The organism is Mucilaginibacter sp. SJ (genome assembly GCF_028993635.1).
Classification (GTDB): Bacteria; Bacteroidota; Bacteroidia; order Sphingobacteriales; family Sphingobacteriaceae; genus Mucilaginibacter.
The window spans coordinates 6,474,439-6,487,484 of the sequence record NZ_CP118631.1 but is presented as its reverse complement, the minus strand read 5'-3'; the positions used below and the strand labels follow the sequence as shown (position 1 = coordinate 6,487,484).

Below are 13,046 nucleotides of genomic sequence, written 5' to 3'. Positions count from 1 at the left end.
TTGTGCTTACGAAATTTTATTAGATTTGCTGCCTTATTGAAAAAAAGCTTATAAACTAATTTATTACATATTACAAATTCGATGCAAGGCAAAGGGGTTATTAAATTTTTCGCCATACTACTGGCAGTGGTGTGCTTATACCAGCTATCATTTACGTGGGTGGCCCATAAGGTTAGGGAGGATGCCAAAGTATACTCAAAGGGAGATCCTGAGAAAGAAAAAGCTTATTTGGATTCTATTTCCAATCAACCGGTTTATCCGCTATTAAAACATGATTACGCTTATGTATTGCAAAGGGAAATTGCATTAGGCCTTGACCTTAAGGGCGGCATGAACGTTACCATGCAGATCCAGCTTGATGAGCTGGTTAGGAAAATTGCCAACAACAATCCGGATGCAACTTTTAACCAGGCTTTGGCTAACGCCGATAAATTGCAGGCTAACGCTCAAACCAACCAAAAAGATTACATCGCATTATTTGTAAGCGAGTACGAAAAGCTAAACCCCAACGGTAAGCTTGCCGCTATCTTTTCAACAAAAGATAACCAGGACCACTTGAAGTTCAACGCTTCAAACAGCGAGGTTAAAACTTACCTTGAGGACCTGGCTTCAACAGCGGTTAAACAATCATTCACCGTTTTGAACACCCGTATCAACCAGTTTGGTGTAACCCAGCCAAACATCCAGTTGCAACAAGGCTCAAACAGGATTTTAGTTGAACTTCCGGGTGTTAAAGAGCCGGAGCGTGTTCGCAAATTGCTTTCAGGTTCTGCTAAACTGGAATTTTACGAAACTTTTGATAATGCTGAGGCATATCAATACCTGATCAACATTGATAACCTGCTTGCTGCAAAAAGCAAAACAGCAAAAGCCGATACCGGCAAAACAGCAAAAGCTGATTCTGTTGCTGCTGTTGCTGCTGCAAAAGCCGATACCACCAAAGGCGGCTCGCTGTTAAGCAAGGTTCAGAAAAACGCTGCTAAAAACGATACTTCAGCTGCGTCATTAAGCAAAACAAAATTGGCCGCGCAACACCCACTGTTTGCAGTGATGTCATTAAACGTTGGCCAGGGTGCAAATGGCCAGCAGCAATTAGGCCAGGGCCCGGTTGTTGGCTACGCTCCGTTACAGGATACGGCTAAGGTTAACGCATACCTGCATAGTGCCGATGTTTTAGCGGTTATTCCACGTAACATCAAATTTTTGTGGGAAGTAAAACCTATTAAAAACACCAAAACTTTTGCGTTATACGCTATCAAACTTACAGGTGCCGAAAACGGCCCTGTATTATCAGGCGACGTAATTAACGATGCCCGTGCCGATAACGATCAGAAAGGCAGCCCTGAGGTTGTGATGATCATGAACTCGGAAGGTGCCCAAAAATGGCGTACTGTTACTGCAGAGGCATCATCAGGCACTAACAAAAAAGCTATCGCCATAGTTTTGGATGATAACGTATACTCTGCTCCTACCGTACAAAACGAAATTTCTGGTGGTGTATCATCAATCTCCGGTAACTTTACCATTGATGACACCCGCGACTTAGCCAACGTATTAAAAGCAGGCCGTTTGCCGGCTCCTGCCCACATCGTGTCCGAGTCAATCGTAGGTCCGTCATTAGGCCAGGAAGCTATCACTGCCGGTATCACGTCAAGTATCTTAGGTTTGGTAGTTGTATTAATCTTCATGATCGCTTATTATAACCGTGCGGGTACTGTGGCGGTAGTTGCCGTAATCATCAACATCTTCTTCCTGATGGGCGTACTGACCAGCTTAGGCGCGGTATTGACCGTACCGGGTGTTGCAGGTATCGTATTAACTTTAGGTATTGCCGTAGATGCTAACGTACTTGTTTACGAACGTGTACGTGAAGAATTAAACTTAGGCAAATCATTAAGGATTGCAGTTGCCGACGGTTTCAAACATGCATTACCTTCAATCCTCGATTCACAGATCAGTACATTCCTTACCGGTTTAATCCTGTTCGTATTCGGTTCAGGTCCTATCCAGGGTTTTGCAACTACATTGATGATCGGTATCGCTACTTCATTGTTCTGTTCATTACTGATCTCGAGGGTTATATTTGAGTGGATGCTGGACAAAAACATGGATATCAAATTCTCAAACCCATGGAGCTCACACACCTTCAAAAATGCAAACTTTGCGTTTGTTAAAAACCGTACCAAGTTTTACATTTTCTCGGGCCTGTTCATTGCTGCCGGTTTGGTTTCTATCTTTACACGCGGCTTTACCTACGGCGTTGACTTTGAAGGCGGTCGTAACTACATTGTTAGCTTCCCTAACAAAACCGTTACTACCGGTCAGATCCACGATGCTATTGATGCCACTTTAGGCCGCAGTACCGAAGTTAAAACCATGGGTACCGATAAATTCAGCATCACCACCAACTATTTGTTTAATGATAACTCAACAGCCGCCGACGCTAAAGTGCGGGCAACCTTAGTGAGTGCTTTAGGTAATAAAGCCGAAACTAAAATTGCGGATAGCAATATATTAGGTGGTTCAAAAGTAAGTGCAACTATTGCCGATGAGTTAAAAACTTCAGCTATCTATACTGTATTGTTCGCTATCTTCGTGATCTCGGCTTATATCCTGATCCGTTTCCGCAAATGGCAGTTTAGCCTGGGTGCAATGATCGCGACTGCTCACGATGCTTTATTGGTATTGTCGTTCTTCTCATTGTTCAATGGTTTCCTTCCGTTTTCATTGGATATTGACCAGGCGTTTATTGCGGCTATATTAACAGTTATTGGTTATTCAATTAACGATACCGTGGTAGTATTTGACAGGATCCGTGAATTCCTTGAACACTCTAACAAAAACGAAAAACCAGAAGAGGTTATCAACAGGGCCATCAACAGTACCTTAAGCCGTACTATCATTACTGCATTAACTGTAGTATTCGTATTGTTGGTATTGTTCATCTTCGGTGGTGACGTGATCAAAGGCTTCTCATTTGCATTGTTGATCGGTGTTCTTTTCGGTACATACTCGTCGATCTGTGTGGCAACACCGGTGATCGTTGACTTTGGAAAGAAAGACCTCAAATAAGAAAAAGAATAAATTATTGAAAGGCTCCAAAGAACATTTGGAGCCTTTTTTGTTACCTAAATAAGCATAAAGCTCAAAGCTGAAAGCTTTAAAAGAAACAGCTTTTAAGCAAAAAATAAAAAAGCTTTAGGCCTTTTGCTTTAAGCTAAAATAACACCTGCTTTAGGCTTTAGCTTTTAGCCTTCAGCTTTAAGCTAAACAAACAGTTTTAAGCTAAATAAAATGGAATCTACTCAAAATTCAAAATTCCCTTTAGTAGTAATCGTAGGCGGCGGCTTCGGCGGCCTGCAGGTAGCAAAACAACTAAAGGACAAACCTGTAGACGTTTTGATGCTGGATAAGCACAACTACCATACCTTTCAGCCCCTGTTATACCAGGTTGCCATGGGAAGCCTCGAATCAGAATCGATAGCTTTTTCCTTGCGAAAGAATTTCGCGAGCCAAAAGAATTTCCGCTTCAGGATAGCGGAAGTAACAAAGGTAAACACCGAAACTAACATGCTCGAAACCACCATAGGCAATATAGCTTACGATTATCTGGTAATAGCAACAGGGTCAACAACCAACTTTTTCGGCAATAAAGACATCGAGCATTATTCCATGCCGATGAAGTCGATCCCTGAGGCGCTGAACCTACGGTATTCTATTTTGCAGAACATTGAAGAAGCCCTGCTCAAAGTAGGCAAGGCCGAGCGTGACCCCTACCTTACCTTTGTGCTGGTAGGTGCAGGGCCAACCGGTGTTGAACTTGCGGGCTCATTAGCCGAACTCCGTAACCACGTTTTAACCAAGGATTATCCCGAGCTTAAAAAGGAGGACATGAAAGTGTACCTGGTAGACTTTTTACAGAAAGTGCTGGGGCCTTTCTCCGACCAGGCATCAAACGCGGCACGGACCTTCCTAACCAATATGGGCGTTGAAGTGCTAACCGGCGTAAAAGTGGAAAGCTATGATGGTGAAGAAATCAAGTTTGAAGGCGGTAAAACCATCCGCACCAAAAATGTGATCTGGAGTGCCGGGGTTATGGGGGTTGTTCCCGAGGGCTTTGATAAAGACGTTATTGAACGTGGAAATAAAATAAGAGTGGATAGCATAGGCCGCGTGACAGGCAGCAATAACATCTTCGCCATTGGAGACGTTGCAGCTATGATCACCGACGAAACCCCTAAAGGGCACCCCGGCGTGGCGCAGGTAGCTATACAAATGGGACAGCATGTAGCAAAAAATATCATGCACATCATCAACGGTGAGCAAACCTCGCCATTTAAATACAATGACAAAGGCTCATTGGCAACCATCGGCCGCAATAAAGCGGTTGCCGATTTGGGTAAAGTAAAATTCCAGGGTTTTTTTGCATGGCTGGTATGGATGTTTGTGCACCTGATATCGCTTTTAGGAGGCCGTAACAAGGTTATCGTGTTCATCAATTGGGTATCAAGCTATGTAACCTATAATGGCGGTACAAGGCTTATAATCCGCAAATTTGAGCGTGAAGGTTTAACAGAAGACCATCACTTGCCTAATACGGTTGATTAGTTTAAAGTTAGAAGTCGGAAGTCTTACGTTCTAAGTCTAAAAGTCAGCAGCTTTAAGCTGGAAGTTTAGTACTTTGTAAATTAAATTGATGACTTTTGACTTAAGACTCAAGACTTTGAACTTACGACTTAGAACTTCAGACTTTAAACAATGAACATCAAAATAACCGAATGCCCCCGCGATGCCATGCAGGGTATTCATGATTTTATTCCTACCGAAGTAAAAGCCGAATATATCAACCTGCTTTTACAGGTAGGTTTTGATACGATAGATTTTGGGAGTTTTGTATCACCTAAAGCTATCCCACAGTTACAAGACACGGCTGAGGTATTAAAGAAACTCGAACTAAGCAATACCAAATCAAAACTGCTGGCTATTATTGCCAACTACCGGGGTGCCGAAGATGCAGTGAAACATGGTGAGATCGCCTATTTGGGTTATCCCTTCTCCATCTCCGAAACCTTCCAGCTTCGCAATACCAATACCACTATAGCACAAGCTTTTGAAAATGTGCAGCGTATAAATGAGCTGTGCGGTAAAAATGGCAAACAGTTATTGGTATATCTCTCTATGGGTTTCGGTAATCCCTATGGCGACGAGTGGAATACCGGCATCATCGAGCACTGGGCTGAAAAAATAACAGCCGAAGGAATAAAGAATATTGCCCTGGCTGATACCATAGGTATTGCAGATGCGGCGCAGATCGGCAGCATTTATCCTAATCTTTGTCGGTTATTCCCCGACGCTGAGTTTGGCATTCATCTTCATTCCACACCCGATACCTGGCAACCTAAGATAACAGCAGCCTATGAAAGCGGTTGCAAGCGTTTTGACACTGCACTAAAAGGATATGGGGGCTGCCCAATGGCCAAAGACGACCTCACAGGCAACATTGCCACCGAAAACCTGATAAGTTATCTTAAAACACAAAGTGAGCCCACAGGGCTTAATATGGATAAATTTAAGGAAGCGATAGATTACTCGGGAAGGGTGTTTGTCTGAATCAAAATTTTCAGGATTTAAGAATTTTCAGAATATTAGCTTGCAATAATATAAGCGAGGCTAATTCTGTTAATTTAAAAATTCTGTAAATTCTGATTCAAACAGTTTTCTACGCCGCGGCATGCTTAGCGGCCTTAGCTGCCTTATTTTTCACCACCCTGTCAAAGTTTTCCATTACCAATACAGCCGCACCAATTAACTCAGCATCAAACCCAAGTTCAGATACTAATAATTCGGTACCACCGGCCAGGCGCGGAATACAATACTTATGAAGGGCTTGTTGTATCGGGGCCATCAGGATCTTGGCAACTTTAGCTCCGCGACCACTTAATACAATGATGGCCGGGTTCATGATATGGATAAGAATGGCAAGGGCCTTCCCTATTTTATAGCCGGCGTCGGATAATAGTTCGATAGCAAACTGGTCACCGTTATTGGCGGCCTCTATCAGGGCATCTCCCATTAGTTTGGAGTGGTCTTCCTCGTTGTACTTTAAGCTGGTTACACGGCCTTTTTTGATACCTGCTATAGCTTTTTGGGCTACCACCAATAATGAAGCTTCAGCTTCCAGGCAGCCACGTTTACCGCATTCGCAAAGGGAACCATCTTCCGATAGCGGGATATGGCTTAGCTCGCCCGCAAAACCGTTGTGACCGCGGAACAGTTTTCCATTTACGATCATCCCCAGGCCAATGCCCCAGCCCAGGTTTATTACCATAACTTCCTGCTGTGATTTGGCAATACCAAATTTTTGTTCGGCAAGGGCTATTAAGCTCGAATCATTATCGATATAAGTGGCGATGCCTGTTTTAGAAGTAAGATAGGCAGTTAAGCTTTGTCCGCCGGCATCAAGGTAAGTGTAATTGATACCTTCGGTAATATTGATGAAGCCGGGCATACCGATGCCTATTCCGGCAATCTTATCTTTAGGGATCGCACTGTGTGTTATGTAGTTATTAATCTGCTCAACCAGGGTGGGCAACGCCTCTGGGTTATTGAGCAGTTTAAGCTCAAAGGTGAGCATATCGGCAACGGGATTATTCAGCAGATCAAACATCTGGATGCGGGCGGTGAGCTGGTCGAGCGCGATGGCTAAAATATGCATAGCACTTGATTTTACCGAATACATTAACGGGCGACGGCCGCCGCTTGAAGGAGCATAACCCTGTTCAACCACAAAACCCTCGTGCATTAATTCGTTTATGGCTTTGGCTATGGAAGGGATACTTTTATCAAACAACTCGCTCAATCCCGCGCAGGACATGGCCTTATTAAAATAAAGCCTTTTAATGATCATATTTTTTAACTGGCTGCCCTTTACCCCTTTATTCGTAAGTTCCATCAACAATTATTATAGTTTGGTTTATAACAGGCAACACCTTAGTGTTCTGAATTTTATAAAATTAAAAATAAAGTTATTAAGTACAACTGTAAATATTACAGTAAACCTGTTGTAAATACATGGACACCATTAATGTACCTTTTGCCTACAACGCACAAAAATATCTATTATATTCGTGTACGATATAAAATATGCGAAAGTTTTGATTAAAATTAGTTTCAAGGGGGCCGCGAAGGTAAATAATTACCTTATGGCAACAGCCAAAAGCGCCATCCATTCCAGTAATTATCGTATTGCGAGTTGAAGCTTTGTAACTGAAGCGATAAAGGTAAACCGTACGAAAAAGCAAAAGCATCATACATTTGCCCCTCACTGAAGTTTACAACGCCCTTGGTTTTTAAATTGTACACTTTATATCCCGAATCAACTGCCATGCAAAGGTTATCTCCTTTCAAAACAAAAGCTTTCACATGCACTTGTTTATTTGTGCCCTTGGGTGTAAAATATGTAAACTGGTCTCCTTGTTCTATTGCTTCGCCGTGCCCTAAAGGAATGCGTGAATCGTCACCAAGCCCGTGATTTCCATAGTAAGTAAATGAAAACATAATTAGCAGAAGGCCCACAATGGTATAAACCCTCCATATTCCTGACCATTTAAAGCCGGTATACTTTTTCCGTACTTTCAGGATCAACACCCATAAAAGCCAAACTATGGGCGTATAAATAAGGGCAAGCAAGTATGATTTAATAATAACGAATAGGAAATGGAAAAGAGCGGTCATAAGGTGGTTTAATTTTTTTCAATTTGCATAAACATCCAGCGTTGCCCTTCAAGATCGGCAGCGCGGTAGCGGGTACCTGGATACCCATATTCGATTTCGGTTAATATAGTTGCGCCTTTCTTTTTGGCGGTGGCGTAATGCTGCTCAACGTCATCTACATAAACCAAAACGCCGTTAATGATATACGGAACAGTACTCCATTTAGCAGCGATTTCACAATTTTTAGCGTGATGCACAGGGCTTTGATAATGTGGTGTTGGTTCGGCCAGCATTACCAAACTATTGCCTATTTTAAGCTCACCATGAGCAAGGCGACCAGCTTCATCCGTCATCCGCATATTTTCGGTAAAACCAAACACATGGCACAACCAGTCCATAGCCGCAACGCCGTCTTCATAGGCAAGCATAGGGATTATTTGCTGGTTAGTGTTCATCGGTTTACGCCTGGCTGTTAGCAGCACTAAGGTAAACTATTACGGGTCTTTATCAAAACCTCTTATTTCCCGTCCAACTGCTTCTTAAGCTTAGCTATTTCATATTCCAATTTAAGCACATATTCATTTTGCGGTGCGAAGGCTTCTTTAATTTCATCAACGGTATACCGGGGAGTGATGTGCTGCGGACAATTCCAGTCGAATGCTTTAACATCGAAAATGAGCATTCTTTCAGGCGTATGTTTGTACTCAGCAGGATCTATCAGTTCAAACAACTCTGGATTATCAGCAAGCTCAACAATGCGGGCATCTGCATAGATCTTGAGTCTTGTTTTATGGGGATAATCCATCAGAAATAGGGATACCTGCGGATGCTCCATTACGTTACCTACCGAAATATACTGCTTGTTGCCCCTGAAATCGACCACAGCAAGCGTATGGTTATCTATCACTTTGATAAAACCGGCCGGCCCTCCCCTGTGCTGAATATACGGATAGCCGTTCTCGCCCATGCTCGCCATATAAAAGCTGTCACGGCTTTCAATAAACATTTGTTCAGATTCAGTAATGCCGTCCTTATCGGCCATGAGGCTTTCCATACGGGCGTAGGCGCCCCGGCTGCCATATTTTTCCTGAAGCTTTTTTACACCATCGGTGAAAGCAAAACGTGCAAAATTCATGATATAACAATTTTAAAGGATAAAATACTTATGCCCGCCTTGCGGTGCAAAGCGGGCATAAGGGTGTAAACTATAATTATAAATCGGGGATATTATTTTACCAGTTCAGGGATAGCAGGCCAGTCAATCGGTACCTGGGTTAAGGCATATACATAGTTGGTAATGGTTTTATCGCCAACTGCTACAGCTACGTCAATCAGGTTAGCTTGTGTATAACCGGCAGCGTAAAAGTTTTCAACCAGTTGGTGATCGGCATGGCCTTTATTTTCGGTAATTGATTTAGCTACTTTAACCAAAGCATCAATTTTTGCATCGAACGAAGCTGAACCACCACGGATCTCGACGATCTGGTCATCATTAAAACCATTCATTTTAGCGATTGCAGTGTGTGCGGCAGAACAATAAGCACAATCATTTACCTGGCTTACGATAAGGTTTACGGCTTCTTTTTCTTTAGCACGTAATGATGTTTTGCCGTTTGAAAGGGTGATATAGTTAGCAAGCGCATGATCTGAAGTTGCAAAAACTGCAAACAGATTTGGCACGCGGCCCACTACTTTTGTTAATGTATCAAATATAGCCTGGTTTTCTGGAGTTACTTGTTCTCTTGTTGGAATTGCGAAAGTTTTCATTTTTGTAACGTTAATTTTTGTTGTTTTGAATTAACAATACAAAGGTGGCTACTTTAGCAGCCCTGCGGAATGGGCAAACTTCCCGGGTACTTGTAATTATTTCCCTTCGGCTACCAAAACCTTATTATTTCTGAAATCGGTAGGTGAAAACGAGGTGTGTTTCTTGAAGAAATTGCTGAAATAGGCCGCATCTTCGAAACCAAGTTCGTAAGTTATTTCCTTGGCCGATTTATCGGTATAGTACAATAATCGCTTAGCTTCAATAATAAGCCGTTCCTGTATTACCTGTAATGGCGTCTTATGGTTATACAGGGCAAAAAGATTGGAAAGCGTTTTAGGCGATTTATTTAATTGCTGCGCGTAATAAGCCACGGTATGGTGTTCACGGTAATTATTCTCTACCAACAAATTAAACTTACGAATGGTACCAAATTTTTCATCGGCCAAAACTTCACGAGGCCCGCTGTGCGCCTTGGCAAGGCGGGTTACGATAATAATAAGCCGCTTCAGCAGCATCCGGAGCATATCTATCTGGATATTGTCCGCAGTTTCAAACTCTTCTATGAAAATATCCAACAGCCGTTGCAGTTTAAACTGCATGATTTCGTCGAGCGTAACAAATACCTGGTCGGAACTACCATAAAACAGGAACCCCACGCAGCTTACTTCCTCGTCATGATCGACAATGCAATAAAAATCGCGGTTAAACTGCCAGGCCACTACATCTTCAGGCCGCTCAAAGCGGAAAGATTGGTTAATCATTAAGGGCAGAATGGTGTTGGGCAGAAAATCATAATCCACCTCATCGATGGTTACAGTTTGCTTTTCGCCACGGTTCCAGGCTATGGTAAGGTATTTATGCTGACGATCGCGGGTAAAAAACATCCTGTCGAAGTGCTTTTCGTTAATAAGCAACAGCAGATCGCCGCCTGTAGATTGTTCCGTAGCTGATAGTTTCATTTTTGCGTGGTCGCAAAGATATTTAAAAGTAGTAATTAAGTATTTACAGCCATCGGTTTATCACAGCCAGATGACCAATCGTGCCGAACATTGGTCATAAGTAATGCATTATCAAACCTTATTGAACCCTTCGGAAAAATGGTTTCATCTTCAAAAAAACTTGATTTAACCGAACTTACTTCAAGCGCTTGTACCTTCCAATTATCGGTATGTAATACCAGCCCTTCATACTTATTACCATTGGGCGAATACCCTGTTGACCCTGCTTTAAAGAAATCAGAAGCTACTTCAAGCGTTCCAAATATCGAATCCGGATTGAGTTGATCAGCAACTCTGGCGTCCACACTGATCACCGTTGCGTCCGAACTGGTGAAAGCCACGTGATATTGGCTGTCGTGCTCATTAACGTCAAATTTGGCATGATAATGCCTGCCAGGAAATACCCTACCGCCGGCAACCGTATTAAATAAAGATGATGTATCTCTGCGCGGAATATAAACTCCTTGTTTTAATTCTCCATTTTCGTGCCATTCAACGGCAATGCGATGCGCACCATTTTCAGATCCAACTCCTAAAAAAGCGGGCATTCCTTTAGGTCGCACCTGTTTAAGCCTGATCAAACAGATCCCGGCTATAGCCTTGCCATTAAAAAGCTGGGGGCTGAAGGGCGGCGGCACCATTTTTTTGGCTATATCCGCATCTACTGTAAAGTTTACTAATATACGCCTGTCAATTATACCGGTAATTTTCGGAATCTTCATGGGATAAATGTATGATGCTTTTTCGGTGTTTAGATACTCAAGTGCAGATTATCTTGTAAATCACTCCCTTTCACTATTCACAGTACATTAACAACCACTTAACATACTTCATCAAACGTTCATTCAAAAAAAAGAAATTGCTTCTTAATTGCCTGCTGCTATTACATAAGGCAATTACCCCTATTAATTTAAGATGACTACAACCCAGTTCCTTGACCGGCATCAGGATGCCGTGCAAGTTGTATTATATGCTTTTATCATATGCTCTTTATGGCTGATAGAGGTTTGTTTTTCGTCGGGCATAATTTCGGTAAAGAAGCGCTGGCAGCACAACAAAACCAACCTGATGTTCATTTTTACAGCCCTTCCCATCCAGCTCATGCTAACTACTATTGTTTTAATAATACTAAGCTGGACTAATGCGCACCAGTGGGGATTGATTAATTATATCCCCGGTCATCATAATAAATGGATTTACTACATAAGCCTTTTTATGCTGCTTGACCTTTGCGAATACGTTTACCATGTGGTAATGCACAAGATAGATGCACTTTGGAAATTTCACCTGGTACATCATAGCGACCTGCATGTTGATGTTTCAACCACTGTTCGTGAACATCCCGGCGAGACATGCGTACGTACTTGCTGCTTAATGCTCTGGGTATTTATTTGCGGGCCGGTAATTGGCGTTTTAGTGCTCAGGCAAACCTTTCAATCATTGTTTAATATACTGGCCCATACCGAATTCAGGCTCCCCCGAAAGGTTAATAAAGTTGTTGGCCTCATTTTCATAACGCCCAACCTGCACCATGTACATCACCACTTTCAACTGCCCCATACCGACCGCAACTACGGCGATGTGTTAAGTATATGGGACAGGCTTTTTGGTACTTTTGGAGAACTTGAACAAGAAAACACCCGTTTTGGTATAGATACCCATATGGATAAAGAAACTACCGGTAAGTTTGTGAATATTCTTAAAATACCATTTCAGAAGCTGGAACGACCAAACGGGAACCAACATTAGAGGCTAACAGCTACTTCTTTTAACTAAAAGAAATTGTCATTTCGATTGAGCAGGGGCGGACTTAATGGCGGGGCGAAAGAGAAATCTTATACGCCATGTAGAGCAGTATGAAAAGTTTAGGGCATGATGTATAAGATTTCTCCTCACCCCGGCCTCATAACCTCCGCTGGTTCGTTCGAAATGACAAAGGTTTTATTGATTGATAGTCATTGCAAGAGGCGTATACACAATAGGGTTAACAAAGGGTTTACACTTCATCCTCTCCAAAATCCTCCATTACGCCAAAGTATTCTTCCCATTCAGGATCTTCAATAACGGTGATGCTGATGGGCAGTTCATCAAAAGCAGACAGGGCATCATTTAGCCTGTCGCCTGCTACGTCAATATCGGTAGTATACCAGGCCCACCAGCGTTCATTTTCGCCTGTGAATACGAAAGCCAGGATACTTTGATAATCATCCTCAAGGATATCTACTAATGCATCCTCTACCTGCCCCATCAGCAACATTTCATCGGCAGGAGGCAGTAACGACGGATCAAATGATTCATAGTTCCAGGTTACATCCATTCGTTGCAGGTAAACACCTGTTTCGAAAAAGTTTGATAAATAGGGCCTGTAACGGACCAGCAGGGGAATATCATCGTCGGATACGGCTTTTACCGCCACCCAGGTATCATCTAAAATCATAGGTTTGTTTTTATAAGGTTTAGCAGGGATGTTTTACGGATAAATTACTATAGCAGAACAATACGAATTTATAGTTATTTTATTCCTCAATAACAGATGTTTAGCCACCGTCAACTTTCCGGGTATAAAG

General features: G+C 42.5%; 12 protein-coding genes. 4 read left to right on the top strand and 8 right to left on the bottom strand.

The genetic code is table 11. The features are described from left to right. The first annotated feature begins 81 nt into the window (after positions 1 to 81). From secDF to MusilaSJ_RS26545, 3 genes are all read left to right on the top strand, one after another. Positions 82 to 3,072, top strand: a complete 2,991-nt coding sequence (secDF, locus tag MusilaSJ_RS26555; protein ID WP_274987771.1) for a protein translocase subunit SecDF — start codon at positions 82 to 84, stop codon at positions 3,070 to 3,072. Between the two features lie 222 nt (positions 3,073 to 3,294). Further along, positions 3,295 to 4,608 carry an NAD(P)/FAD-dependent oxidoreductase gene (locus MusilaSJ_RS26550; protein WP_274987770.1) on the top strand — a complete coding sequence of 438 codons (1,314 nt, stop codon included), beginning with the start codon at positions 3,295 to 3,297 and terminating at the stop codon, positions 4,606 to 4,608. A 150-nt stretch (positions 4,609 to 4,758) separates the two neighbouring features. Continuing rightward, positions 4,759 to 5,610 carry a hydroxymethylglutaryl-CoA lyase gene (locus tag MusilaSJ_RS26545; RefSeq protein ID WP_274987769.1) on the top strand — a complete coding sequence of 284 codons (852 nt, stop codon included), beginning with the start codon at positions 4,759 to 4,761 and terminating at the stop codon, positions 5,608 to 5,610. 109 nt (positions 5,611 to 5,719) lie between these two features. On the opposite strand, the gene MusilaSJ_RS26540 is transcribed toward MusilaSJ_RS26545, so the two are convergent. From MusilaSJ_RS26540 to MusilaSJ_RS26510, 7 genes are all read right to left on the bottom strand, one after another. Then, positions 5,720 to 6,952, bottom strand: a complete 1,233-nt coding sequence (locus tag MusilaSJ_RS26540) for an ROK family protein (RefSeq protein WP_112655752.1) — start codon at positions 6,950 to 6,952, stop codon at positions 5,720 to 5,722. 248 nt (positions 6,953 to 7,200) lie between these two features. After that, on the bottom strand, positions 7,201 to 7,734 hold the full coding sequence (locus tag MusilaSJ_RS26535; protein ID WP_274987768.1) for a hypothetical protein: 534 nt from the start codon (positions 7,732 to 7,734) through the stop codon (positions 7,201 to 7,203). An 8-nt stretch (positions 7,735 to 7,742) separates the two neighbouring features. Next, the gene (locus MusilaSJ_RS26530; protein ID WP_274987767.1) at positions 7,743 to 8,168 is read right to left on the bottom strand and encodes a VOC family protein; all 426 of its coding nucleotides are present in this window, start codon (positions 8,166 to 8,168) and stop codon (positions 7,743 to 7,745) included. Between the two features lie 62 nt (positions 8,169 to 8,230). Next, positions 8,231 to 8,848, bottom strand: a complete 618-nt coding sequence (locus MusilaSJ_RS26525; RefSeq protein ID WP_274987766.1) for a pyridoxamine 5'-phosphate oxidase family protein — start codon at positions 8,846 to 8,848, stop codon at positions 8,231 to 8,233. A gap of 92 nt (positions 8,849 to 8,940) precedes the next feature. Continuing rightward, positions 8,941 to 9,480, bottom strand: coding sequence for a carboxymuconolactone decarboxylase family protein (locus MusilaSJ_RS26520; protein ID WP_274987765.1), 540 nt, complete (start codon positions 9,478 to 9,480; stop codon positions 8,941 to 8,943). Between the two features lie 96 nt (positions 9,481 to 9,576). Continuing rightward, entirely contained in the window at positions 9,577 to 10,440 is an 864-nt protein-coding gene (locus tag MusilaSJ_RS26515) for a helix-turn-helix domain-containing protein (RefSeq protein ID WP_274987764.1), read from the bottom strand. Between the two features lie 35 nt (positions 10,441 to 10,475). Beyond that, positions 10,476 to 11,201: a DUF2071 domain-containing protein gene (locus MusilaSJ_RS26510; protein ID WP_274987763.1), complete on the bottom strand. Its 726-nt coding sequence runs from the start codon at positions 11,199 to 11,201 to the stop codon at positions 10,476 to 10,478. 193 nt (positions 11,202 to 11,394) lie between these two features. Between MusilaSJ_RS26510 and MusilaSJ_RS26505 the strand changes: the two genes are divergently transcribed. Then, positions 11,395 to 12,228 (top strand): sterol desaturase family protein, encoded by an 834-nt coding sequence (locus MusilaSJ_RS26505; protein ID WP_274987762.1) that lies wholly within the window; start codon positions 11,395 to 11,397, stop codon positions 12,226 to 12,228. Positions 12,229 to 12,475: 247 nt separating this feature from the next. Here the strand turns inward: MusilaSJ_RS26505 and MusilaSJ_RS26500 are convergent, their stop codons facing one another. Beyond that, on the bottom strand, positions 12,476 to 12,916 hold the full coding sequence (locus tag MusilaSJ_RS26500) for a DUF695 domain-containing protein (protein ID WP_274987761.1): 441 nt from the start codon (positions 12,914 to 12,916) through the stop codon (positions 12,476 to 12,478). Positions 12,917 to 13,046: the final 130 nt, after the last annotated feature.